17 protein-coding genes are annotated in these 26,245 nt (G+C 65.8%); 1 reads left to right on the top strand and 16 read right to left on the bottom strand.

Annotation, left to right across the window (positions count from 1 at the left end; translation table 11 throughout):
• Positions 1–64: 64 nt before the first annotated feature.
• Positions 65–2,674: a DUF2309 domain-containing protein gene (locus KF688_10990; protein MBX3426196.1), complete on the bottom strand. Its 2,610-nt coding sequence runs from the start codon at positions 2,672–2,674 to the stop codon at positions 65–67.
• Between the two features lie 90 nt (positions 2,675–2,764).
• Positions 2,765–4,336: a hypothetical protein gene (locus KF688_10995; protein MBX3426197.1), complete on the bottom strand. Its 1,572-nt coding sequence runs from the start codon at positions 4,334–4,336 to the stop codon at positions 2,765–2,767.
• Between the two features lie 210 nt (positions 4,337–4,546).
• On the opposite strand from KF688_10995, the gene KF688_11000 reads away from it, so the two are divergent.
• Positions 4,547–4,948 carry a MarR family transcriptional regulator gene (locus KF688_11000; GenBank protein MBX3426198.1) on the top strand — a complete coding sequence of 134 codons (402 nt, stop codon included), beginning with the start codon at positions 4,547–4,549 and terminating at the stop codon, positions 4,946–4,948.
• Between the two features lie 507 nt (positions 4,949–5,455).
• On the opposite strand, the gene KF688_11005 is transcribed toward KF688_11000, so the two are convergent.
• The 14 genes from KF688_11005 to KF688_11070 all read right to left on the bottom strand — a co-directional run bounded on the left by KF688_11005 (position 5,456) and on the right by KF688_11070 (position 26,027).
• On the bottom strand, positions 5,456–6,829 hold the full coding sequence (locus KF688_11005) for an alpha-L-fucosidase (GenBank protein ID MBX3426199.1): 1,374 nt from the start codon (positions 6,827–6,829) through the stop codon (positions 5,456–5,458).
• A 110-nt stretch (positions 6,830–6,939) separates the two neighbouring features.
• A complete protein-coding gene (locus KF688_11010) occupies positions 6,940–8,238 on the bottom strand; it encodes an alginate lyase family protein (protein ID MBX3426200.1) in 1,299 nt (432 codons plus the stop codon).
• Between the two features lie 81 nt (positions 8,239–8,319).
• The gene (locus tag KF688_11015; GenBank protein MBX3426201.1) at positions 8,320–10,374 is read right to left on the bottom strand and encodes a right-handed parallel beta-helix repeat-containing protein; all 2,055 of its coding nucleotides are present in this window, start codon (positions 10,372–10,374) and stop codon (positions 8,320–8,322) included.
• 21 nt (positions 10,375–10,395) lie between these two features.
• Positions 10,396–12,159 carry a right-handed parallel beta-helix repeat-containing protein gene (locus KF688_11020; GenBank protein MBX3426202.1) on the bottom strand — a complete coding sequence of 588 codons (1,764 nt, stop codon included), beginning with the start codon at positions 12,157–12,159 and terminating at the stop codon, positions 10,396–10,398.
• Positions 12,159–13,466: a ribulose-bisphosphate carboxylase large subunit family protein gene (locus KF688_11025; GenBank protein ID MBX3426203.1), complete on the bottom strand. Its 1,308-nt coding sequence runs from the start codon at positions 13,464–13,466 to the stop codon at positions 12,159–12,161. The genes KF688_11020 and KF688_11025 overlap by 1 nt, the downstream gene beginning before the upstream one ends.
• 27 nt (positions 13,467–13,493) lie before the next feature.
• A complete protein-coding gene (locus KF688_11030) occupies positions 13,494–14,987 on the bottom strand; it encodes a Gfo/Idh/MocA family oxidoreductase (GenBank protein ID MBX3426204.1) in 1,494 nt (497 codons plus the stop codon).
• A gap of 47 nt (positions 14,988–15,034) precedes the next feature.
• A complete protein-coding gene (locus KF688_11035; protein ID MBX3426205.1) occupies positions 15,035–17,335 on the bottom strand; it encodes a hypothetical protein in 2,301 nt (766 codons plus the stop codon).
• A gap of 81 nt (positions 17,336–17,416) precedes the next feature.
• A complete protein-coding gene (locus KF688_11040; GenBank protein ID MBX3426206.1) occupies positions 17,417–18,478 on the bottom strand; it encodes a carbon-nitrogen hydrolase family protein in 1,062 nt (353 codons plus the stop codon).
• 12 nt (positions 18,479–18,490) lie between these two features.
• Positions 18,491–20,245 (bottom strand): DUF4038 domain-containing protein, encoded by a 1,755-nt coding sequence (locus tag KF688_11045; protein ID MBX3426207.1) that lies wholly within the window; start codon positions 20,243–20,245, stop codon positions 18,491–18,493.
• 92 nt (positions 20,246–20,337) lie between these two features.
• Positions 20,338–21,876, bottom strand: a complete 1,539-nt coding sequence (locus KF688_11050) for a hypothetical protein (GenBank protein ID MBX3426208.1) — start codon at positions 21,874–21,876, stop codon at positions 20,338–20,340.
• A gap of 152 nt (positions 21,877–22,028) precedes the next feature.
• Complete coding sequence (locus KF688_11055) at positions 22,029–22,448, bottom strand: carboxypeptidase regulatory-like domain-containing protein (protein ID MBX3426209.1); 420 nt, start codon at positions 22,446–22,448, stop codon at positions 22,029–22,031.
• A gap of 57 nt (positions 22,449–22,505) precedes the next feature.
• Entirely contained in the window at positions 22,506–23,519 is a 1,014-nt protein-coding gene (locus KF688_11060; GenBank protein MBX3426210.1) for a DUF1559 domain-containing protein, read from the bottom strand.
• Positions 23,520–23,753: 234 nt separating this feature from the next.
• A complete protein-coding gene (locus KF688_11065; protein MBX3426211.1) occupies positions 23,754–24,455 on the bottom strand; it encodes a GntR family transcriptional regulator in 702 nt (233 codons plus the stop codon).
• Between the two features lie 174 nt (positions 24,456–24,629).
• A complete protein-coding gene (locus KF688_11070) occupies positions 24,630–26,027 on the bottom strand; it encodes a sulfatase (protein ID MBX3426212.1) in 1,398 nt (465 codons plus the stop codon).
• Positions 26,028–26,245: the final 218 nt, after the last annotated feature.

Here is a 26,245-nt window from a genome sequence, read left to right on the forward strand (position 1 = left end):
GGAGCGGACGGCCGGCGAGCGGCCTGGGAGTCCGACGCGTCGGGACGCGGCGCGGCGGAGCCGGTCACGAGCGGCCGGCGTCCGCGGGGGCGAGAGGTTCGTTCCGAAGTTCCATGGCGTGAGCGACTCGAATCGGCAGCCACGATCCCCGACGCGTGAAGCGGAAGAACCGACCCTCGTCGAGGGCGACCAGATGCAGCCAGCCGTTTGCGATTTGGGCTCGCAACGAGGCGTGCGCGGCAAGGATGCGCTCGATCGCTTGCCGCGGCGCGGCGACGACGGCCTGGAGGCGCAACGGTTCGTGACGCCACCGCGTCCCGTCGTGGAGCGATTCCACGGGAAGTCCAGTGAGCAGGTCGCCGCCGCCCCCGGCGACGAGCCCGAAACGGCCGACGACGTTATGGGTCGTCTTGGTCCCGCACCCGTACTGAGCGTTGTCGACCGTCGAGGCGTAGTACTGCAGGTTGATCCATTGGGCGACGACCAGCGGGGCGGTCATGATCAGCTCGAGCGTCGATCCGTCGAGGTCGGAGCGATGGTCGTAGTCATGAAGGAAGACCCGCCCGTCCAGGCGGGCTCCCCGGGTGAGTTCGCGGGGACCGATCACGAAGGCGGCGTTGCCGACGAGCCCCCATTCAGGCCGGACCTCCGACCAGTCCCGCCCCCGGCGGACCAGTTCGGCGTCATCGCGGCAGGCGAGCGTCGGCAAGCGTTCCTGCCGCGCTTTTCCGGCGGCGACATGGGCGACCGTCTGGAGCAATTGGACGTCCGCGGCGTGCGAATCGGGGACGTCGGCGAGGAAGAACGTGATCGCGTCGGTCGTCGTCTCATGGAGCGCAGCCAGGAAATGCGTGTCCGCAGGGACGTCGACGCCGCGCTCGGCCAGTCCTCGGCGAACGTCCGCGTCGTTGAGCAGCGCGGCTGCGAACTGCGCGTTCGCCTCCCCGCTGTGGCCGCCGCAGGCGCCGCATTCCAAGCCGGCTTGGAGCGGGTTGTTCGCGACGGCGGTACCGTGCCCGCAGAAGACGACGAGTCGCGGAAACTCGGTTGCGATCCCGGCGTTTCGCAGGATCGCGTGGGCCAAGTCGAGCCGGCGGGAAGGAGCAAGCCCCGGCGCATCGAGCCGGAAGCGACTCGGCCCCGAGGCGCCGCGCTCCGCGTTCGTCAGTCCGTCGCATCGACCGTCGTTCGGGCGGCCGCCGAACCCGAGCGTCCGCCGGAGCATCCGGACGCCGGCCCGCCAGCCGCTCGTCTCGACGAATCCGAATCCGCCGATCGCCGAATTTTGAAAGGCTTTCTCGGCCCGTCGCACGGCGCGGACGAAGGCTCGCTTGGCGAGGAGCCCCGGCGCTTGTTTGTCGTCCGCCACGCGTTCGACGACTCGGATTTCGGGCGCGAGGAGGGCCGGAACGCGCGTCGAACCTTGCGTCGCGCCACACGGAAGGAATTCCATCGGGATGCCGAAAAAGCCCGCGAACCCGCTGGTCGCGATTTCGGCCGAGCAGGACTCCAGCGCACGCCGAATCCGTTCCGAGCGGACGTCGATGCAGAACACCAGCCGAGCGAGCTTTCGCGAGGGGTCGGCGCCGGCGGCGCGCGAGCTAGAGGGGGACGCGTCGCTCGCCAGCCGACTCAAGAGGTCGCGACGATAGGCGATCTCGGCGGCGCGCAAGAGGCAATACCGCAGGAGCGCTCCGTCAGGACCGCCGTCGGTCGCGGGGGTCGAACAGGCGGCCAGAGTGCTCCAGGCGACTTCGATCCGATGTCGCTCCGAGACGGCCGCGTCGTACGCCAGCCGCATCGCCAGGAGACCGACGAAATCGTCGTTCTGTTCGCCGCGGCGTTCCCCCTGGAGGCGCTGGAACTTGGCCCAGGAGCTCCACCCGAGGACCGCATGCGCGGCGGCGAGGAGGACGAATTCCTGCAGGGAAGCCGGCACGCCAAGTCGCGCGAGCAACGCCGCGACGGCGGACGTCGGATCGTCCGGAAGTCGTCGCACGAACGCGCGAAAGCCGGTCAGGCCCAGCAGCTCGACGCGTTTGTCGATGAGTGCGGCCGAACGCCACGCCTGATAGAGCGACCGTCGTTTCCACGGACTGACCCACGCCGACTGCCCCTGGTCGTAGTGAGCGGCACAATGCTTGCCGATCTCTTCCAGGAGGATTTGCGACCATTCGGTCCCGGCGTAACGATCGACGACGGCCGCCAGCGGCTCGAAGCGCGGATGGCGAGCCGACCCCGCCTCGTCGGCGGGGGGGTCGGACCACTGCGCCCGGCCCGTGAGCAGGGACCCGATCCAACACGACTCGAGCCGGCCCGCCCCCGGGACGCCGTCTCGCAAGAGTTCGTCGATCGCCGCGTCGACGTCGGCGAGGGTGAAGCGACCCTCTTGGAACTGAGTGCGGTAGTGTTCCAACGGCATCAGCAGTTCGCCGGCGGACACGCGCTGCAGATCGCGGCGCGCGGCGAGCCATTCCTCCGTGCCGTACCCTTGGTAGGGATTGACGGCGACATAGTCGGCCAGCGGCCAGACGGGGGCTATTTTCTCGATCACCCGCTCGAGGGTCGCCTCCAGATTCTCGTCGCAGGCCTCCGCAACTGGCGTCGAGAAAGGGGCGAGGGGGGCGTCGATCGCTCGAGGCGGAACGAGCTGCAAGTGGGATGCGACGGACATCGATGCGACTCCGGTCAAGCTCAGGTCAGGGACGGGCTGGGACGACGAACGATCAGGGACCGAGGGGGGACGGGACCACACGCAAGACGATCAGGTCGAGAACGACCGCAGGCCCCTGCGTGCGAACGCTTCCGCATAGAATCCGTTGAGGGCGTGCACGTAGAGCGCGTGCTGCCAGGGAATCGTTCTGCCGCCGGCAATCCGCAACTCGCCCAGAAACAAGGCCCCGAACGCCGCCAGCAGGAGCGCCGCCGCCGCCCAGGTCGCGGGGGCGGAGCCGACGGCCGGCACGCTGCCGGTCAGCGCGGCCTCCACGAGGAGGTAATTTGCCGCGTACGCGAGGCAGAGCCCGGTCGTCGAGAGGACGACGTACCCGCGCCGCCAAGGCGACTTGTGCTCGAGGAGGTGCCAGGCGCGACGGACGAGGGCGAGACAGAGCAGCCCGCCCAGAAGATGCCCTCCGGGCTTCGTCGTCGGCGAGATTCCGCAGGCGGTCGTCGTCGCCAAGTAGGCGCCCAGGACGAGGCACGCGGCGATCGCAAGGCGCCTCGCGGGCGGGACCGCGGGAGATCGCTCCTGGTCGACCGGTTCCTGGGCCGTCGCGACGACGAGGACCTCCCCGCTGGCGAGAAAGGCGTAAGCCTTGTAAAGCGAGTGCGCGACAATGTGGAGCATCGCGGCGGCGAACGCTCCCAGGCCGCACTGGAACATCATGAATCCCATCTGAGCGATCGTCGAATAGGCGAGTGACCGTTTGACGCTGGTCTGGGCAAGCATCGCGACTCCGCCGACCAGCGCCGTGACGACTCCGACGATCGCCAGCGTCGCCAGGGCCGTCGGGGCGGCGACGAGGACGGGACTCAGCCGCACGAGCGCATAGCCTCCGGCGTTGACGATTCCCGCATGCATCAACGCCGAGACAGGCGTAGGCGTGTCCAAGGTCTCCGGGAGCCAGAAGGAGAACGGAAACTGCGCGGACTTGACCGCTGTGCCGAGGATCGCGAACCAGACGAACGCCGTCATGGCGGAGTCGACCTGCCCGGCGACGATGCGTTGCTCGCCGGCAGCGATGAGATCGGCGAGATTCAAGGTCCCGAACGCTTGCCAGGCGAGGAGCAGAGCGCCCGCCAGGAGCAGGTCCCCCAAGCGATCGACGACGAGCTTCATCTGCGCCCCGGCGGCGGCGACGGGGCGGCCCTTACGGTGGGTCAGCAGGCGGTGGAGGCTCGCGCAGGCCGCCGACCAAGCCCCGACCATGATCAGGAGATTCCCCGCCAGGGCCATCAGGGCGGCGGCGCCGATCGTACCCCCGACGCGGCAAAAATAGGCTCCCTGGTCCGAGTCCCCGTCGAGATAGCGGGCGGAATACCGCGCGACGACCCAGCCGACGGCGCTGACGAGCGCCACCATGATCCACGCTCCCCCGGTCCAATACACGAGATCGACGGGCGCCTCTCCGGCGCCGATCGCGGCAAGCGGGCGCGGCTGGGTTCCCAACTCGATCCCGACGAGCATCGCGGCGAAGAAGACTCCGACTGCCAGTCGAGGGACCCACCGGACGGCCGCGATCGCGTAGCGATTCGCCAAGCGAGACGGCGCCAGACCGATTGCCAGCAGGGCGGCGACGGGGATCAGGATGAGCAGGGGGAGCGCGTCAGACATGACCGGTCCTCGGGGAGCGGGAACATGGCGAATGTGATAGCACGAAAAATAATGTACGAATTACATATCGTCAATAGAGAGTCGTGTTCTTGAGCGCGGATTTCTTGAGGACGGGGGGCGGCCCCGTCGCGAGGCCCCGGATCCGTGTGAACTCGGGCGCTGTTCCTGAATTCCCAGTCGCGAATTGGACTTCCGAGGAACCGTGCTAGAATGAGCAGGCTCCGTTCCCTATTCCCGCACAGGCGCGTCATGCCCCGCTCCAAGCCCGGTTCTCGCTCCTCCTCCGCCCGAGCTTCCGGGCGATCGGAGCAGGCCCCCGCTCCCCCCGCAGCAGGGACTCCTCATCGCTGGACGTTTCTTACCAATCATGCCCACGTCCTGATCCTGCTCCACGCCCAGCCGCAGTTGGTGCTGCGACAGGTCGCGGCCCAGGTGGGGATCACGGAACGAGCGGTGCAGCGGATCGTGCAGGAACTCGAAGAGGCCGGCTTCATCGAGCGCGAACGGGTCGGACGGAAGAACGAATATCGGGTGCTGACCGATCAGCCCCTGCGCCATCCGATCGAGGCTCACCGCCGAATCGGAGATCTGCTGAAATTGATCGTCGGCTGACGCGAGCGACGACGCGCCGAGAATCGACGCCCCCCAGGGGTCCTCGCCGACTGCGAGCGGCGTTCGCCGCGCGAAACGATGCAGGAACTCCTCGTCGGCGAGGGCGCCTGGACGGTCGGCGCCTCTCGGCCCTTGACGACGTGTCGCCAAGAAGTCGTGCGGGCTGGGCTCCGCTCCCGGCACTGCGCCGCCGCAGCCAGCGCCGGCGCATGCACTGGGGCCGATGCTGCCCGGTCGCCAGTCGCGGGGTTCCCGCTCCCTCGATCCTGCACCCGCATCCGAACGATCGCTTCTACGCCAATCGCCCGCAGCACGAGCCGCATGTGATGACGCCCCGCGCGCGGATCGCCGCGGGGGGCGGCTCCACAGGGCCGTCCCTTGTCGCGACCCTCTCGTGCAGTCGGTTGAAGAGTTCGGCCGCGGCTGCAGGCGGCTTCTCGCGGTTCGGCGACGTTGCCGGCGGAGGGCGTTTGTCGCCAAGCATGAAGCGCCCCCCTGAGGCGCCGCCTAGCGAACGGCGTCAGGAGGCAGGGGACGGGTGATCTTGACGACGACTTGATTCGGCCACTTCCGATCGTTGTAGATCCGCTGGGCGCGCATCACCGAGAGTTCGACTCCGGCGGCGGTTTGTTTCGCAGTCGGCGTCGGATCCGCGTCGGGCTCGTATTCGAGGACTTGGCCGCCGTGGCCCAACACCGAGACTTCCGATTCGTCGCTGAGCCGCAGGGACTTGAGACAGAGGGTTCGCCGCTCGCCGAGGGGCCACGCCTCTTCCCCGGAGAGCACTGCGTAGACGGCCTCGCCGTCCTTGGCTTGCGTGAACCAAGTGCGCCCCTCGCGGCTCACGTGCCAGGGGCGAACGTTGTAGATCGCTTCGCCGTTGATGAACAGCCACAAGCCAAGCTCGCGAAGCAACGCTTCTTGCTCGGGCGGGATTCGTCCGTAGGAGTCGGGGCCGACGTTCAAGAGCAGGTTGCCCCCGCGGGCTCGCGTTTCGACCAAGATTTGGATGAGCTGTCGGCCGGTCTTGTACGTCTCGTGGACGCCGCGGTACTGCCACTGGTCGCCCAGCGTGTAGCAGGCCTCCCACGGTTGTCCTGGCGGCACGTCGCCCAGATTCTGTTCCGGCGTGGACATCGCTCCGCGCGTGACCAGCGTGCGGGGGTTGCGATCCCACACCAGCTTCTTGAGCGCATCAGGGGGCTCCAAACTGTCGAAGAACCACAAATCGACCGGGTCGTAGGCGTCGCAGAGTTCCTCGATCTGTCGGCGGCAGTAGGCTTCGAGCTCCCTGTTCTGGCTGAGCTGGGTGTAGCCGCGCTCGATCGCCCGGGCCGGGACGCGGCCCTGGGCATGGAGCAGAGAGAAATCCTCGGGCGAAAAATAGAGCCCCGCTTTGAGTCCTTCGGCGCGGAACGCCTGCATGTACGGACCGACGACGTCCTTTCCGTAACGGGACGACTCGACGTCGAAGGTCGTGGTCGTCGTAGGAAAGAGACAGAAGCCGCTGTGATGCTTGGCGGTCAAGACGGCGTACTTGAACCCGCACGTGCGGGCCAGCGCCGCCCACCGGGCCGGGTCGTAGTCGCACGGATCGAACGTCTGCGGCAACTCGCGGAAGAATCGGTCGCGATAGGAATTGTCGGCCCCCACCAGCGAATGACTGATGACCGCGCCGTACTGGACGTCGAGCCCCCAGTGAATGAACAGCCCCAGCCCCAAATCCAGGAAGGCCTCGACTTCGTCCGCGCGATTGCGGCTGTCCGAGGCGGGCGAGGTCCCTTCGGGCGGTTGTGCAAACGACCGGGACGCGACCGTCCCGCCGACCACCAGGCAGGTCGCCGCAAACGTCGCCGAGCATGCTCTCACGTGGCGTCGCATCAATGATTTCCCAAGGGGTGACTTGCAAGCGTGAGTGAATTAGGAGCTGAAGCAAGCGGCGCGCGGGTTGCGGCAGGACCTGGGTCGTGAACGCACCGCGTCGCGGGTCGTTACTGCCACGTCGTCAGGCGGACTCGATCGCGCGCGTCAAGGCGCTCGAGCGCCTGGCGGAGCGCCGGCCGATCGGCGAACTTTGTTGCGGCACGGACCTGGAGCGCGTAAAGGCCCGTGGGAGGCCCTTGGCTGATTTCCTTGTAAGGCCAGACGGCGCCTGGTTCGCCGAACGGCGTCAGGTAGGCCAGCGCCCCGCGGATGCTCCCCCCCTGGGGACTTTCGTAGCCCCACAGATCGACCCCGACGGCGTCCCCCATGGAGGCCAGCATGATCAGCCCCCGGAGGTTCATGACGCAGTAGGACCAGCTTCGCGTGCGGCTCAACTCGTGCGGTTGTCGCCCGTCGCCCTGGACGTGGGCCGCGATTCGTTTTTCGGCCGCTTGTTCGAGGATCGTGCGGGCCGTCTCCGGTTGTCCGATGAACAAGGCGAACGCGGAGGCTTGAGCGTCGTGATAAGTGCCGTGGTTGTTGTGTTCGCGCGACTCCCTGCGCCCGAGCTCGCTTGACTGAATCCAGGCGAGGAAGTCGGCGAACCAAGCGCCGAGCCCCGCGCGGGACTCCGCACTCCAGGCCGGAGACGACTCCAGAAACGACATCGCCGCGACGACGTGGATCAGCTCGCTCGATTCGATGAGTCCGTAGCAGCGACCCTCGGTGAGACCGGGAACCCCCTGGCCGTACTTCATGTGGGGATTCATCCGCGTCGCGGGGTCGAGAAACCAGATTCGCAGCAGTTGCGCCGCGCGCTGGGCGTATTTCTCGTCGTCGAAATAGTAGTAGCCCAAGGCGAGCGTCTCGACGGCCTGCGACATCGCTTGCAGCTCGCGCTCGTCGGAGATCGCGTAGTACTCGGGATTGACCACGCCGTCTCGCTTGACGTAGGGGAGCCCGTCTTGGGATTTGGGATCGGGCCACCAGTAGGGGCCCTGGCTCATGTAGTCGTGCTTGTCGCCGCTCGGAGGGGACTGCTCTTTGTGCATCACCGAATAGGGGCCCAGCGCGAGCGCCTCGTCGGCCTCTTCGCGAAGCGCGGCCAGGGCGTCGGTCCAGGGGTGCTCCGACTCCGTCGAGGCGACCTGCTTGATGCGAGCCATGTCGTCGAGGCGCCACAGGACGGCGCTGGCCTGGATCGACGACGGCGCTGCGCCGACAATCGAAGCGGCCGAGTCTGGTCCTTGGGCTCTGGCCGTCGCCTCGAGCGCGAGGCCGGCGACGGCGCACCACGCCGCCCGGCGCCAGGAATTGGCGTGCAGGCCGGCCTGTCGCCGCAGCGGGCAATTCGGAGTTTGATTCATCGTGCGACTCTCGCCGGGGGGATGCGGATTGCCAAGCGCTTCGTGCGATCGCGCCGACCGGGTTCGGCGGACCGCGGGCCGTCATCGCGGGCCGATGCTGTGAAACGGAATGGTCCTGACGACCGGGACGCGGTCGGCGAGGGACCGACGCGGCTGCAGCGTGAACTGGTCGTCCTCGACGACCCCGACTTCGTCAAGCTGGTCCGTCTCCAGTTGCAAGTTGTTGCGAAACGTCAAGAGGTCCATGTGCTGGTCCATGCCGTCGTTCACGTGAAGCCATTGGTCGCAACCGACGGCCACGTTGTGCTCGATGACGTTGCCCTTGGGAAGCATGGGGTCGTCCTCCATAATGCCATGAAGCAGCGGGTAACGCGTGCGCCATTGCTCTCCGCGGTAGCCGACGCGCTCCGCTTTCGCCAGCAGGTTCCAACTGTCGCGGGGATCGTCCCAGACCGTGCGCGTCAGTCCGCGAGCGTCGGCGTGAATCGCCTGTCGGCACGCGACGAAAACGTTGCCGCGGACGAGATTGTCGCGTCCGCCGCCGATGAACGTGGCCCGACTCGCGCGGTAGAAGACGTTCCCCGCAATCGTGTCGCCGCTGTCGCAGTCGTCGAGATAGACTCCCATGGCGCCGACCTGTCCGAAGCTGGTCAGGTGGTGAATGAAATTGTGACGGACGACGTTGCCGCGGCTCGCCCAATCGCGCCCGGTGTAGATCGCTCCGACGTCCGACGTCTCCAAGGCGACATGATGCACCTCGTTCAGTTCGATCACGTGCTCGTTGCCGCCGTAAATGACGGCCGAGTGGGGGGCGAAGGCGATTTCGTTGTGGGCGACGCGATTGCCGACGCCATGGAGACGCACGCCCGGGGCGTAGGTGCGCTGCAGGCGGCCGAATTCGCGGATGCGGCAATCGAGGACCGAGCAATTGCCGCAGACGAGCGTCTTGCGCACGCCGCAGTCGAGGTCGACCCCCCCGCGACCTAGCTGGTGCAACTGGCATCGCTCGATCCGGCAATCGAACGAGTCGCGGACGACGGCTCCATACCCGCCCAGATTCCGGACCGTGCACTGGGCCACGACCACGTCGCGGCAACCTCGCACGTCGAATCCGTCGCCGTGGCCTCCTTCGAGCGTCAGGCCCCGCAGCGTGACGTGCGCGGCGCCGCGGACGGTAACGATCGGGGCGTCCAAGTCGGACAGCAGCGTTTCCTCTTCGGCGACGGATCCGGGCGGATAGAAGTAGAGGACGTTCGCCGTTCGGTCGAGCCACCACTCGCCGGGCGCGTCGAGTTCGGCCAGAACGTGCACCGCGTAGTATCGCCGGGGAAACCGCTTCAACCAGGCGTCCTCAGGGAAGTCAAAGCGATGTTTTGCCGCCAGCGCGAGCCGCTTCTTGGAGAGGTCGATTTCGGCGATCTGAAGCACCTCGTCGGCCCAGTCGCGACTCCAATATCCGTGGAGCCACGCGCCGCGTTCGACGTTCCATCGGTCCGGGCGCGGGCCGGCGTAGACGATCGTGCCGCCGGCGCCGCGCGAGGCGTCGACCGCATCGCGGCGGACGACTTCGTCGAATTCGGCCCAGCCCTCGTTCGGCCAGCGGGCGGGGGTCATCGGTTTGCCGCCGAAGTACAACTCCGGCGCCGGCCAAGCGCCGTGCCAGCTTGGCGGAAGTTCCGGAAGCGGCCCGACTCCCAACGCGGCGAGGTCGACTTGCAGCACGTGCGAACGAATCTCGTCGGCGATCTCCGCCGCGGGACCGCCGGCCGCAGGCCTCCAGGCCGACCCGGGGATCGTAGTCCCGGCGAGCAGCCGCACGGGGCCCGGACCCTCCCGGCAGATCTCGACGCGCGAATGTCGGCCTCGCAATTCCACCGTCTGGCGAATCGGATAGTCGCCCGCAGTCAAGCGGATCGTCGCCACGGCGTCGATGTTCGATACGTCCGCTTGGCGCCAAGTGCGAAGCCGCTGCAGGGCCTCGTGCAGGCTCGCCAGCGGCGCGTCGGCCGTCCCGGCGGCACGGTCGTCCCCATGCGGAGCGAGGCGCCATTCACTCCCCGCCGCCTGCGTCGGGGCGAATCCGCACACGACCGCCGCGAGCAGGGCGCTTGGCAGGCTTAGCTTCAGGCGCTTCATGGGAATTCTCGGAAAGCGCGGCTAACTCGAGACACGCGCAACAGCGCCCGCAGCGGCGGCTTGGCCGACGGCGACAAGCCGCAGACCCGCCGTCGCGAGCATCCCGAATGCGAGCGCCGCCAATGTCGCCGCAGGGGGCTCGGGGACAGGCTGCGTCGTCAGGCTCGTCGTCGCTGCGATCGCCCCTCCATAAGTGCGACCGAATCGGTCCCGCCACACGGCCAAGTCGGCGGCGTCGCCCGCCGCGAATCCGCCGTGGTTTCGCTGCCAAGCGAGGAAGTCGCGTCCGTCGACGACGTTGTCGCCGTCGAAGTCTCCCGCGAAGGAGGCCAAGTAGGTGCTTCCCGGCCCGACGTCGCTCACCGTGAGCGGGCGGAAATCAAGCTGCGCGCCAACCAGCGGAAACTGGCTCGATTCGCGGAAACCGACCGGATCGAGCACGAGTCCCGGATCGACGCCGACGCCGACTCCTGGCGGCGTATAGCCCGGAGTCCCTGACCCGGTCGACCACACGACGTTGCCCGACCACTGATTCGAGACGTCGGGGGCGTTGTTCTCGCGGCGAATCGCTTGGCCCGCGTTGTTCACGATCAGGTTGTCGCGAATCTCGTTGCCGGAGGGGGGCGTGTCGATGAACGCTCCGCTGACGGTGCTGCCGTAGAACTGCCCGTAAATGAGGCTGAAGTCGCCCGTGTTGACGATCGTGTTGTTCGCCACCAGCGCGTCGCGGAACGGTTCGTAGGGGACCTCCGACTCTCTCCCGGCGCCGAGGATCATCCCCCCCTTGAGATTGCCTGTTTCCGGTCCGTAGAACCCCTCGAAGTAGTTGTTGGTGACGGTATGACCGGAGCCGTAGGCTCGGATCCCGCGGCCGTTAAGGAAGTAATTCGAGTCGACGACGTTGTCGTCGCCGGCGCGCAGGACGAGTTGGTCGTTATTGTGGTCGAACGTGTTGTAGCGGAACACGTTCTGCGAGCTCTTCGAGGAGACGAGCTCCGACGAACTGGCGTTGTCCTTCCACAGGTTGTGCTCCACGGTGGTCCGATACGCGACGTCGGCGGACGACCCCCAACTCAACTGCAACGTCTCGAACCCGGCGTGACCGCTCCAGTAGTTGTACCGGAACAGATTGTCGGTGTTGTCGGGATCGGTCGCGCCGCCGCCGACGCGGACGACGATGTTCTTGTTGTTGTTCAGAAACTGGCTCCGTTCGACGACGTTGTTCTTCGATCCCAGGGTGAGATGGAGGAACATCGTGTTGTTCGACGCGTTGTCGGCGGGGTTCGGGCTGCTGAGACCGCAGTCGACGATCGTCAGATTGCGCAGCACGTTGTTGCTGGCTCCCCGAAGTCGGACGACCGTCATTTTGTCCGACGAGCTCGTGCCGGGGATTTTGACGTTGTCGAAGTTGAACCCGTCGAGCGTCCAGTAATCCCGTTCCAGCCGCAGCTTGGCGCTATCGCCGAGACTGCTGCCGGTGAACGTCACCCCGCCGATCGACTCGGCCTGAAACGTGATCGGATTTGCGGCCGTGCCGTGCTTGCCGTTGATCCGCACGGGGAAGTCGTACGTGCCGTTCTTGACGACGATGACGTCCCCCGGATTGGCGCCGGCGAGCGCGGCGTTGATCGTCGTTTGGCTGTCGACGTGCCACGTGGCGGCGGTCGACGGCTGTGCGCACGCGAGCGCCCAGGCCGTCGCCCCGACGATCGCGAGGCGCAGCCGCAGGGCGTCGGCCCGCTGGTCCGAGGGTCGAATCGTTTGCGGCGATGACGTCGTTTGCATCAAGTTGTCCTCTCTGTTTCACCAAGTCGCCCCTGAGCGGACGCGCCGGCTTTGCCAAATGCTTTCAGCGATTGCTGCAGTTCCGGATGGTTGCGGGCGTAGTCGGCGAGCGTGGCGCCGCTGACGGCGGCTTCCCAGGCTTGGCGAATAGCTCGACACCCCGCGGCGGGTCCGCCCGGATGAGCCATCACGCCCCCCCCCGCCAAGTACATCAGATCGACCGTCCCGGTGCGGGCGAAGGTCTCGGGCGCCTGCCCGCCCCACTGTCCCGACGACACGACCGGCATCGCCCGATCGTCGCCGAACATCGGCGTCAGGCACGCCTTGATCGAGCGCTCGACCGAGTCGTCCGACTCGCAGAACTTGTTCTGCAGGCCGTTGACGTGCAGGTGATCGACCCCTGCCAAGCGCCAGATCTTCTGCCATGCTGCATACTCGACGCCGACGCCGGGGCTGCGCGAAAAGAGTCCCCACCCGTTGCGGTGCCCATGGATCGGCACCTGGGAACGCCGCCGCAGGGCCAGCGCTCCGGCCGGGCCGACGTGATGCATGCTGATCATGACGCAGGTCCCCCCGTGGGCGACGACCGCGTCGTGGTGACGGTACATTGCGTCGAGCTCGTCCGACACGTTGAAGGCGTACATCGCCTTGCGACCGTTCCGGTCGGCGAGTTCGTTGATCACGCGCATCACTGCTGCGACCCGTTCCGCCAGGGGCGAGTGCGGCGGGTTGGCCAGCAGTTCGTCGTCCTTGATGAAGTCGACCCCCGCCTCGACCAGCGTGCGAACCGTCGCGGCCGTTTCCGCGGGGCTGAGCCCCACGCTTGGTTTGACGATCGTGCCGATGAGCGGGCGAGCGAACGCTTCGGCCAATCGGCGGGTCCCTGCGACGCCGAATTGCGGGCCGGGAAGCGCCGCAAACGCCTCGGGGAGTTCCAAGTCGAGCAGCCGCAGGCCGGTAAACTCGCGCAACTCGAACAAATTGCCCGTGACGGTCGCCAGCAACGTCGGCAGGTTGACGCCCATGTTCTCCAACGGGAATGCCAACACGAGCTCCGCTCGCTGATACTGCGGCGCTCCGCCGGCGAAAGGAGGCTGCGCCCCCCCGGGGAGCGTCGGCTTCTCGGCGACGTCCAGCGGCGTGATCCGCTCGACGTGCGCCAGATGCCGTCTGCGCAGTTCGTCCGTCTCGCCAGGCACGCGCACGAACGTGCCGCATGACTGCTCGCCGGCGAGCGCCGCGACCGCTTGCTCCAGCGGATGCGGCGTCTCGATCCAGTAGGTTGCGCGGACGAACTCGCGAGCCACGGACGGGTTTCCTCAATGCACGGGGAATTACGAACGACGAGCCTGGCGCTCGCCCATGGCGACGGTCGGCACTTCAAATCCTGGGCGATCTTGCCGGCGCAACAAAGCGTTCCCGGCTTCCGAACCGGGGCCGACGAATCGCTCGGACTGCGGATCGAAGGTCAGCACCGGACCGAGACGGAAGTCGCGCGCCGCCTGGGGACCGTCGTGAGCGACGGCCACGTTGCGCAGTTGCTCGACGAGCGCGACGGCTTTGTCGCCGCCGGCAAAAGCGCTCTGGATGTCGTCCAGGACGGCGGCGCGGTCGGACTCCTCGAGGGCGGCGCCAGCGCGATAGGCGACGTTGGCCAAGCTGCACCATTCGGTCGAGTTGTGCCCCGTCTCGGCCGGCGCTTTCAGTATGCTGGCGTCGCCGGTGCGCACGGCCTTGATAAAATTCGCTTGATGGCCGCCGCCGCCGTTGCCTGTGAACTCGCGGATCTTCTTGCCGGCCGCATCGAACGCGGCGCCTCGGCCGCGCTGGCCCTCGAGACGTCCGCCGGCGCAGAAGGCCGTGTAACCGCTGCCAGGGCCCGGCGTGGTGGGCGAAGACTTGCTTCCTGGCTTCACCGCGACGTTGCAGACTCCGACGATCACCGGAATGGAGCCCGTATCGAGCACGGCCGCATGGACGTTGGGCGTGTTGCCCGCGTCGTGCCACGCGAATCTCCCGCCCCCGGCGACGATCCGGCGAGGCAGGGCGACGCGGTCCTGGAAGACGACGTTCCGCACGTCGTCGACGATATGAACGCCCCAATTGCCCATCTCGCCGGAGCCGGTGTTCCAGTCCCAATGCCAATCATAATGGAACTCCTTGCGGAAGATTGGCTCGTCCTGAGCCGGTCCCAGCCAAAGGTCGTAATCGAGCGTGGCGGGGGCTGCGAGGGGGGACGCGAGCTTGCCGATCGTTCCTCGCATGCCGAAGCGGCTGACTCGTACGGACTCGACGGGGCCGAGCGCGCGATCCTCGTGCAGAAACTGCTTGAGCTCGTCCTGCATCGGGTCGGACCTCTGCTGCGTTCCGACTTGGCAGATGCGATCGTAGCGGCGGGCGGCGTTGACGATCTGGCGGCCTTCCCAGTTGTAATGTCCCAGCGGTTTCTCGACGTAGACGTGCTTCCCGGCTTGCATCGCCCAAATCGCCGCCAGCGCGTGCCAGTGATTGCACGTGGCGATCGCCACGGCGTCGATCTCGGGCGAGTCGAGCATCGCCCGCAGGTCCTTCCAACGCTGCGAGCCGGGAACTTGTCCTGCGAGCTCGTCCAGCCGGGCTTCGTCGGGGTCGCAGAAGCCGGCGAACCGGACGCCCGAAATGCCTTTGAACGCGTTGAACAATTGCCCTCCCCGCCAGCCGCAGCCGACAAGGCCGAGATTCACTTGTCCGTCGCCGCCAGCGGCGCGGACGCGTCCGCCGGACAGAGTCGCCAGCGCCCCGGTTGCGGCGCCGCAGTACAGGAAGGATCGTCGCGTGAGCTTGGACATAGTTGGCGGTCCTTGTTGGGTCGTTAGCGCAAGATCTCGAAGTCCGATCAAATGCCGTGACCAAGTAGTGCGCGCAGCGCGACGACGGCGACGCCGATCGCGGTCAGCGCCGTCGAGGCGGGCTCGGGCACATTGTCGGCGCCGGCCATCGCGGCGATCGCGACGCCGAACTGCCGCTGCCAAGTCAAAAAATCGGATCCGTCGAGATCGCCGCCGAACCGAGCGCCGAAGCCGTTGACAGGATCGATGAGATCGGCCGAACTCACTTGGCCGTCGCCGTTGAAGTCGCCCGGCAGCGTCGTCGCCGCCGCCAGGACGAGATTGTCCAAGTAAGCGGTCCCGGCGGTCGTGCCGTCGGGATCAAACAAGTAAAAGCGGAACTCCACCGGCTCCGTAAGCTCTTGAAACTCGTCTCCGATGAGACTGATGAAGTAGGTCTCGAAGCGATCGGAAGCGACGTCGTCCGCCGCGAGGTTGTTCGTGAAGCCGTCGATGCTCGAGCGAACGAAGTACCGGTCGTTCGCGCCGGAGTCGCTGGAGCGGCGCAGATCGTACGTCAAGTGCGACAGCGACAAGCTTGTTCCCGCAACGGGGGAGATCGTGAATCCCACGTAGTCGTCGGCCGCCACGGCTGCGGCTTGCGAGGCCGTGTTCGCGCTCGACAGCGCAATCGCCAGCGAACCGGAGGGATTTCCCAGGCCGTTCTGCATCGCCGAGATCCCAGACCCCAGGGTCACGTTGCCAGCGACGGAGTTCGGGTGCGCATCGTTCGATTGCAGCCATGTCGCGCCGGCGGTGAACTGATATCGGGCGACCGTGACCGGATTGGCCGGCGCCCGGAAACTGCCCAGTTGCATCAGTCCTTCAGCCAAGTAACCGAATCCGTCCACGGCGTCGTAGCGATCTTCGCCGCCGTGGGTCCGGAACATGTCGCCGGTCCACAGCACGTGGATCGCCTCGTGGGCCAGTCGTTCGGCGTGCTTGCGATAGGCAGGGTCGTCGAGTCGATCGGCCGCTTTCAGCATAATCTGAATTGCGTGACCGTACGCCTCGGCGTAGGAACCGACGCCGTCTTTGGCGTTCAGAGCCGGTCGCTCTTCCATGATTCCGCGCGTCATCCGCTGAATATGCGTCTCCAGGAACGGCACGTCGGCCGGGAAGGCGGTTTCGCTCGCGTGGTGGAGATGGATCAGCGTCGCCGCGAGTCCCAAATAGTGGTCGTGCGACGGAATCTGCACGTTCCAGGGGCTGCTGTAGTCGAACGGCGCGTAGGGAGCTCCGGAATTGTCGAAGCTCGGCGAGCCGTCGTTGACGTTCACTTTGCCCCAGTAGCGCTCCGTCGGTTCGTGCCAAGCGTACTGCAGATAGGCGTGCACGCCGTCGCGCGCCATCGTGACGTAGTCCTGATCGCCGGAGTATTCGGCCGCGATGAGCAACTTGCCGGCCCATTCGCCGATCTCCGTCGTCGACACCTTGTAGTCCCACCGCGACGTGTTGGGCATGTTGTTGCGGACCAGCCCGGTCGTGGCCCCGCGGGCCGTGTAGCTGTAGGTCGCGATCTTCTTGGCGTGGTCGAGATACTTCTGCTTCTCGACCTCGGGGACGAGTCGGGCGAGCCAAGTGAGCGACTCGACCAGCACGCCGCCGGCGTCGATGAAGGCGTGCGGCGAGTCGGTGAACGTGTCATGCCGGCTGAAGAACCCGGTCGTCGTGTCGTAGCCGTCCTGGACGTGATGCTCGCCGGCTAGATCAATGTGCGTCTTCGTCATGTCGGGATCGAGCGCCCAAAAGAAGTCCCAGTTGGGCGTATAGGGCCGCATCTCGTGGTAACTCCCGGAGAACCCCATGTACCGATCGTTGTAGTAGTCGTTGACGGCGTCCGTCGGGCTGTCGAACGCGCGATAGAACCAGTGCTCGCCCCACTTCCACAATCCCGAGCGAGAAATGCGGCTGCCGTCGCGGCCGTTGCTGGGCGCCAGGTACGTTGCGGCGTACAGGTTGGCGGCGTCGTGATACTTCGAGTCCCCCGTGACGGTCGACAACGCCAGCGCGGCGTTGATCTGGGGGATGTCAAAATAGAGCGTCGAACCCTTCGGCGCGGGATTTTCGCGATAGATCCGTTTGCCTGCCGCCGCGTAGTCGCTCGACGGATAGTTCTTGGTGTTGGTGTCCAGCGACGCCATCCACAGCGGGGTGTGGAGCGGTCCGTATCTGTCCAGACCGTACTGCAAGTAGACGTCGAAGTGTCCCTGCACCAGCGGCAGCAATTGCACCTCGGCCGCCGAGCCGGTCGCGGAGAGCCCCGTCGCGAGGATCGTCGCGAAGAACGCCGTTCGAATCGCAGTCATGTTCATTGTTGTCCGCCTCGTCTCGTGTTGCCTTGCCTGGATCGTGATCGCCCGACCGTTCGTCCGTTCCGCGACGGACGACTACGTCGGCGCGCGGTTCTCAATTTGGAGGCGCTCGGCGCGCGCCATCGTGTCGGCGTACGTCTCCAATTCGAACTCGCGCAGAATGTCCGCCACTCGGACGTCGGGCGAGCGGCTCTCGATGATCGACCACTCCTCTTCGGCGTAGGTCGTGATCACGACGTCGCGGCCGTACTTGGACTGGATGTCGGGAAAGCGAGCGTTGAAGGGCCAAGTGTGGAGGAAGGTCTTCTCCAGGTTCACCGCGGCGCACGCCCAACGGTTCCAGCGGCTCGTCGCGGCAAGGGTTTCGCCCGTCACATCGACGATCTTCGACGTGTCTTTGCGCGTGCTCGACGCGACGACCAGTTGGTTCTGACAAGCTCGCATGTTCACCGCTCGACCCGCGGCGAAGGCCGAAGGGAAACAAACGATCTCCGCCCCCGCGTCGCGCAGCCGCCGCCAGCCGTCGTGCCACTCGACGTCGAAGCAGATCTGAGCCCCGACTCGTCCGAAATCGGTCTCGAACACAGGCGGTTGCAACGGACCGGGGGAGACGCCGTACTCCATCTCGCCGACCGTCGGGTAGGTCTTGCGATACTCGCCGCACGGCCGGCCTTGGCGATCGATGATGACCACGGCGTTGTAGTACCGCCCCGCCTCGACCGTGTAGCCCGAATAGGCGACGTAACACTGGTGCGATTTCGCGAATGCGACGAATGGCGCGGCGAGCTCGCCCAGCGGGGCTTCGGCGATCTCGCGCACCGGCGGTCGGCTGCCGGCGCCGCCGGGAAAAAGGAACATCTCCGGCAGGCAGACGAGGTCCGGCTGTTGCGCAGCCGCCGCTTCCATTCGAGCGAGCGTCTCCCGCGTGAGGGCCGCAGGCGTGGTTCCCGTCATCCCGTCCTGAGCGATCGTGGCGATCCAGACTTCGCGCGGCAGTCGACTGGGACGCTCGGGACGGGTCGCCGTCGACGCACAAGCGGCGCCGGGGGCCGTCGCTGCGGCTCCGGCGCTCAACGAAGCGACGGCCGACCGGCGGAGAAACGTGCGCCGCGCGATTGCTGAAGGAATTGTGCTCATGGCAGATCTCGTTCAGTCAGTCGTCGCTTGCCGGCGATGCGTCCGCAGCACAAACGTCCAATCCTCGTCGCCCGGAGTCGGCGGCGGCGGAACGCGCAGCCGCTTGCCTGAATACTCAAGGGAGGCGACGTCGTGCGAGTTTCCCGTGCGCGGATCGAACCAGCTGGCCGCGTACCGGCGCGGTTCCAGGTCGTTCAATTCCAAAAGCTTGCCCCCGTTGCCTCGCGGGAGGTAGACGACGTAACCTTCGCCGAGGATCGCAGCGCAAAGCGGCGGGCTGACGTCGTCGGCGCTCGGGATGCGGGTCTTCGCGCCGTTCACGAGCGCCATGTCGCGCCGCGGCTCCAGGCGGTTCCAGGAGAACTCGCGGAGCAAATCGACGGCGTGTCGCACTTGCGCCGAGCCCGGCATTTGCATCGCTTCGGGCCAGGGGATCGTCTCCGGCGAGGGCTTGCCGGTTTCGCCCTCCCGGTCGTCCGGGTCGTAGAACTGCCAGACGCCGAACGCCCCGTAGCCGTATCCCGCGGAACCGCTGAGATACGCCGCCCACGCTTGCCACCGTGCGTGATAGGCGCCCTGCGGATCGGAAGCGCGTTCGTAACAGGCTTCGCTGCAAAACACCGGCTTGACGGGCGACAAGGCCCGATTCTCGGCGGTCCTGCTGACGATGCGGAACATCGACCGGACGTTCTGGCCTGTTTGCAGCCAGTTGTGATCGAGCCACGACTCGTGATGAAAGGGTCGTGACGATTGATGCTGAAAATGCTCGTCGCCGGCGACGAGGCGACTGCTGGGGTGGATCGAGAGGGGAGTCCGGTAAGGATTATGCCGCTGTACGGCTTCGCCCAACGCGCTGAACTGCCGCGGCGTCCAACCGCAATCCGTCAGCGCGTACTGATACTCGCCCGACAGGGCCCACAGGGACGGGAACGCTCCGTACCGAACGGCGCAGTACTCGCTCAGCCTCCGCGCCGTGACGAAATCGATCGGGCAGCGCTTCGTTTTCCCCCACCATGAGAACGGCGCGGCTGTGATCATGCCGGCCGAACGGATCGCCTCCATCCGGCGGTCAAGGAATCGAAAGTATTCGGGGTTGAGACGCGTCAACTCGCGATCCAGAAACGCTCGCCCCCCTTCGTTGCGCTGGCCTTCGGGGTTGTTCGGCTCGTCCCCGAAGCCGTTCAGGAAGCGCATCAAGACCGTGTTGAACCCTTTGCTGCGCCGATCGGCGAGGTACTGATGAAACGGTCCGTCGGCTTGGTCGCCCAGCCCGCACCGCGCCGTGTTCCCCCCCCACAACGTGTCGGCCAGCAGCAGCACGGGAGAGCCGTCGGCGTACTGAAACGTCCTGCCGTCGGCGCTGATCCGAATCGCGCCGCGCAAGCCGGGATTGTCGACCAATTGTCCCGGTGCGGGAGCGATCGCTTCAATTTCGCCGCCGACGCCGGCAAGTCGCGAGTCGCTCGACTGCGTGCGATAGCGCCATGTGCCGGCAGTCGGGGGAGCGAAGCGGACGAGCCATCGCCGCGGGCCGTCCCAGCATCCCTCGATCTTCAGCTCCTGGCCCGAATCGGCATGAACGAACGAGACGGCGACCGGGAACTCGTACCAAGGGTGCTCGGCGGCAGACGTCAGCGCGAGATCGATCGTCGTCCAAACCGCGCAGCTTCGGCGGGCAGACCCGTCGTCGACTGAACCGGTCGCCGAGAGCGCGACGCCGCCGATCGATCCCAGCGCGATGCTTGCGATCAAGACGGTCGTACGCATGATGGCCCGTGGCGCCTGCATCAAACCTCTCGTCCTCGGTGCGACAGGCCGGAGCCGCGGTCCGACCGCTGCTCCCGGCGTCGCAGCGGCTGCTAGAAGTGAAAACCCTGCAACTCGCCGTCGTCGCCCGACTCCAATTCCATGAGCGCTAGAAACAGCACGCCCAGTCCATCGACGGCGTCGGCCACGTCCTCGCCGGGATGACTGCGAAATGCGCCGATGTCGGCGATGTAGAGTCGCCCGACCGCCTCCTCGGCGACCTGTTCCGCCAACTGCCGATACTCCGGCTGGTTGAGTATCCGACCGGCCCGCGAGAGGAAATGAATCGCACGGCCGTAGCTGCTGGCAAACGCCCCGTCAATCATCGGGCCTGAGTGTCGCTCTTGCTGGTACTGGGCGGGCAAGCTGTTGCGGACATGCTCGGCCCACCGCTCGGCGCCGGCGCGGTATTCGCCCCGGCCGGTCTTCTCGTAAAAGTCGAGGCACGCCTCGGCCATTTCCATTGGATAATCATGCGTCGGGAACAGCGGCTCCCAGACGTCCGAGTGCCTGGTCGGAGCAAACGGTTCCGAGGTGTTCGGCTTGCTCGGCTGGCCGTCCTCGACGTTGACCGAGCCGAAGTACTTGCCCGCTTCGGCGTCCCAGCCGTAGCGGAGATAGGCGAGCATGCCCGGCTGCGGGATTTCGGCGAACTCCGCGTTGCCTGACAATTCGCCGCAGCGCAGCAGCATGGCGCCCCACAGTCCGACTTCGGAGGAGGCGCTCTTGTAATCCCAGCGTCGCTGCACGGGCTGATTGCGGATAAGTCCGGTCGCCTCGCCCCGTTGTGCCGCGCTGTAGCGCGCGACCTTGAGGGCCGTTTCGATCAACGCGTCCTTGTCCTCCACGTCCTTGGCGGCCAGCCAGCAGAGCGATTCCGCGATCACGCCGCCCGCCTCGAGGAACGGATAGCTGGCCGCGACGTCCTTCTCGGTCGGTCGATACACGGCGACGGTCGTCTTGGCGTGGCGATCGAAACTGCCCGTGGTCTGGTCGGTGACGTGGTGCGTGCCGAACGCGCGGATGCATCGCGCCGTTCGCTCAGGCGAGTTTCGCCAGAATGCTTCCCAGTTGATCGGCAACGGCCGGGCCTCGTGCGCGGGGTGACCGATCTTTTCCATCCGATCGTCGAAGACGTGATACCAGAGGTGATTGCCCCACAAGAACAAACCGTTCTCCTGGGAGACGCAACGAGCGAAAAAGTCGTTGATGTACGCGTCGCAGGCGGCGGCGTACTTGGGATCTCCCGTCTTCTCGCTCAACTGATACGCGGCGACGAGCGTCGGGAGGTCCCAGTAAAGATTGCTGCCTCGCGGGGCGTGAATCCGCCGATAGACGCGGCGACTTGCGTTGTCGACCTTTTCGTTTTGTCCGCCGTTCGCCAAATCGATCGAAGCCAGCCAGAGCGAGTTCTTGTCCTTGCCGTAGCGATCAAGGCCCGTCGCCAGGACGCGGTCGAAGTGGCGTTGGACCAGTTGCTGGTAACGACCTTCGCCGCGGGGAACTGCGACGGAGCCGGCTTCGGCGGCCAGAACCGCCGCGGGAATTGCCGCCGCCAGCGCCCCGCAACCGAGGATTCGAGTCCAAGGCATGGCCGGTCGCCGGCAAGTCGCCCGTTGCTGCGAGCTGACATTCATGACTGTTCCGCAAGTGTGTGAATAGAATGAAAATATGAATAGAAGACGTGGGCGGTCGCCTGCCGTCAGAGCGCACGCGACCGCGCTCAGCCCGAACGGCGGGCGCATTATCGGCTAAGATCGAAGTTCGCCTGGTCGGTGCCCCCCGGCGGGACGGCGAACGTGAGCGTAGTTCGGGAGTTGTATTGAGCCGGGATCGTCTCGCGCGACAGCACCTTTTCGTTGTCGTCGACGACGCGCGTCGTAATCATCACGCGATTCAGTCCGACTGCGGCGCCCTCCGGGCCGCGGAACACGGTCAGCGAGTATCGACCTTGTTCGTCGGTTTCACCCATGGCCAGTTGCTTGACCGCCTCGGGATCCTCCTGCGGCGCCGGCATGAATCGCACTTTGGCCTTCGGAACCGGCTTGCCGTTCAAGGTCACTACCCCGGAGACCGGCGAGATCTCCACCCGCGACCCGCAGCCGACCGTCGCAGCCAGTCCGAGCAGCAGCCACGCGCAGGATCGTGTCGACGCCTTCACCATGGCGATCGCCTCGAGAGCTTGTTGAAACCGGAAAAGACGCTTTTGATGCGCGTCGTGTTATCGAACGCCGGAGACGGTCTCGCCTCCCTCGATCGTCGACATATCCGCCAGGACGTAGACGTCCGCTGAGTTCGAGATGCCGTGAACCGAGCCGTCGCAGAACAGAAAGTTCATGACGCCGCCGGAATGCACCGACGAGAAGACGCGCTGACAAGGCGCCTTCGAGATCCCCTCGAGCGTCGCTTCGCACAGATCGAAATCCGGCGCAAACGGCAGATTGCCGATCTCGGGGATAATCGTGCCCATGTTGTAGCCAAAGAACGAATACGCCCAGAGGGCGCTTCGCTGCGGTCGCGTGATCGTGGCGTACTCGCCGACCATGAGCGTGTTCGACGTCCCGTCGGTGATGTTCTTGATCCCCTCGGGCTGCAGACTGTGCTTCAGCTCGCCGCTGGTCCCGCGGCTGGCGAGGATCGTGCGTTGAGCGGGGTAGGGGCTCTTGGGCGTCGTCACCACGTGCAACGGTCCGCGCCAGTGCCACGGCACGTGATCGACGCCGTCTCCGACCTGGACGCGAAAATCGTTGAAGAAGCCCGCCGTGCCGCTCTGGGCGGTCGTAATCGCGCCGCGCCCCATGTTTCCCTTATACGATCCCGGCGCCCACTCGTACCCGCCGCTCGAACCGCTCGCCGGCTGAATCAGGTTCTGCTGATTCGAATCCGCCGGGCAACTCATCGACGACAACTGAGTCTGCGCGACGATTTGGTGATTGGCGTGGCTGTTCTGAAGATTGAAATCGTAAGCGTCTGCCAGGGTCTGCTGTTCCATGTACGGCAGCAGGCACACGGCCCAGTTTTCCCACACGTTCGACGCGGTGTTCTCGTTCCCCAGCGCGATCTTTCCCGGCGGAAAGGCGTTCTTCGCGCTGTGGTGATTCTGCATGGCCAGACCGATCTGCTTGAGATTGTTCGTGCATTGCATGCGTCGCGCCGCGTCGCGAGCCGCTTGAACGGCGGGCAGCAGCAGGGCGACCAACACGCCGATGATGGCGATCACTACGAGCAATTCCACGAGCGTGAAACCTCTGCGAGTCCGCGATACGGAAACCATGGCGCACTCCGGTTTGCAAATAACGGAAAGAGATGTCGAGATGAGCGACAGCACGATTGGAATGGAGAAGAGCCGGGACCCGTCGGCGCAACGCCTCGCCGCCAGACCGCTCGCAGACGGCGAGCCCCTGGCGCGATTGCCGAGCGCTTGGCGGCGACGTCGGACGGAACCGACGACTCGGACGTAACGTGTTCGTTAGGAATTGCGCGACGCGCCGTCGTCCCGACGGAACGACAGCATGAAGTCGCGACCGTATTCTAAGTGACGCCGCATCAATTCTGCCGCGGCATCCTTGTCGCCGGCGAACGCCTGCTCGGCGATCGCGACGTGTTCCGACTGGTTGGCGATCATCCGCGACGGGTTCCGCTGCATATGCCGCGTAAAGACCATCAGCATCTTGTCGCGCAACTGATTGATGACGCGCAGAATCTCGTGGTTGCCCAGGCACTTGCAGAACTCCAGGTGGAATTCCAAGTCGAGCGACACGCTGCTTTCAATATCCTCGGCCATGGCGGCCAAGTACTGCTGCGAGAGCAGCGATTCGATTGCGGATCGCTGCTGTGCGGTCAGCTTGCCGGTGATCGTGCGAATCGTATAGCTTTCGAGAATCAAGCGGATTTCGAACAGATCCGCAATTTCGTGAATCGACAACTCGCGCACGAAGACCCCCTGTTGGGGCGAGATCGCCACGAGCCCCTCGCTGTCAAGCCGCTCCAGCGCCATCCGAATGGGCGTCTTGCTCATCTCGAGCCGGTCGGAGAGTTGACGCTCCGACAACGCCGCCCCCGGCGAGCACTCGCCGGACAGGATCATCCGTTTGATCTTCGCGTAGGCCTCGTTCCGCAGCAGCTGGCGCGGTGCAGCGGGCTCTGGCGCCTGGGGCAAGTCGATGCTCAAGAGAGGCTCCTAAATGAGAATCGTCATCGCCTTGGAAGGGCGAATCGGGATGCATGTCCGAGGGGAGTCACCCCCCCGAGACGGGATGAGATCGCTCAAGAGACTATACGGCATTCTACTGAGATCTCAGTTAAATTCAAGTCTTTCGCCGCGCCTTTTTACGGAAAGTCCGAATTACTTGCCGACTTGCTCAGGAAATGCCTCCAGACGCTCGTTCAGCTCTCGATTCAACGTTGCCAGCACCTCTTGATGATCAGGGGAGCCGGCAAGGTTCTCCCACTGATTTGCGTCAGCGGCCGCATACAACTCCTGGCTGTCGTCGCGATAGCGGATGAAGTGCCATTCGGAACCGATCAGGGCGTAATTCCCGCGATCCCGGACGCACAGAACCGGAGCGACCGAGGACGCAGCCCCGCTCTCGCGCAGCTCGGGCAGCAGCGACCGTCCGTCCAGCCCGGCCCGCGGCGGCAGTCGACAGGCGTCCAACAGCGTGGGATAGACGTCGAGCAAACTCACCGGCCGATCGCTGCCGACCCCTTCGCGCCCGCGGGGCAGTGCGATAACCAGCGGAACTCGCGTTGCGGTGCGCCACAGCGTCCACTTTCCCCAGTGCTGCTTCTCTCCTAAGTGCCAGCCGTGGTCGCTCATTAACACGACGATTGTCGACTGTCCGTGGGGCCCGGCGTCGAGCGCGTCCAACAGTTTTCCCACCTGGGAGTCGACGAAGGACACGCAGGCCAAGTACCCGCGGGTCGCCGCCCGCCATTGGTCGTGCCGAAGCACGCTCGCGTGCAAGCCGGCCGTGTCCGCCTCCAGCGCGATCTCGCGGGCGAAAGCCGGCAAATCGTCAAGATCGTCGGCCGGCGAATGGGGCAAGACGACTGTCTCTTCCGGCAAGCGGTCGAAGTACTGCTGCGGCGCGAACAAAGGGATATGAGGTCGATAGAACCCCACCGCCAGGAAGAAGGGCTTGTCGCGCGGCTCGCGCAACCGAGCGGCCGCCCATTCGGCAATTTGGCCGTCGCCCATGTCCCGATCGGTCACGGGGAGAGGGCCCCAATCGAACGACTCGCCCTGGGGAGAGCCGCGGAGTCGGTCGCTGGGCATCCCGTTCAAGGGGAGTGAGATCGTTTGGCCCTTCAGCGTGGCTTGATGTCGCTGGGCCAGCGTGCCTTTGCTCGGCAATTCGGCGTCCGAATAGCGAACGTCTCCGGGCGAGAAAGGGCTCCAACGCAAGTGCGGAAACGACCCCTTTTGGAACAATCCGCGACTTGATTGATGCAGCAACTTGCCGGCGCCGAGCGTCTCGTAGCCGGCCGCTGCAAAATGCTCGGGAAGGAGCACCAGTTCGGGAGCCGCGCTGCGGATGTCCTGTTCGTCGTTGGCAAGAACGCCGGTCCGCAGCGGGTGACAGCCGGAGAAGATCGCCGCCCGCGACGGGTTGCACAGAGGCGCTGCGCAGTGGGCGTTGGTGAATCGAACCCCCCGGCGAGCCAGTCGATCGAGATTGGGCGTCTCGGCCTGGGGGTGGCCGTCATAGCAGCCGATCCAGTCGTTCAGATCGTCGACCATGATCAACAGGACGTTGGGTCGGTCCGCCTCGACAATTCGGCCAAGAGCCGTCCCCCAGGAGGCAACGAGCCCGAGGATGGCTGCCCGAAGGCATGAGCCGCGACACAGTGAGGTCATGGGAGGAGGCATGGGCGAGGAGTGCTTGGGAAACCGGGAGGAAACAGCCGGCGGGAAAAAGAGCGTCTGAAGACGCCATTTTACAGAAATATTGATTGCAT

This window comes from Pirellulales bacterium (assembly GCA_019636345.1).
Classification (GTDB): Bacteria; Planctomycetota; Planctomycetia; order Pirellulales; family Lacipirellulaceae.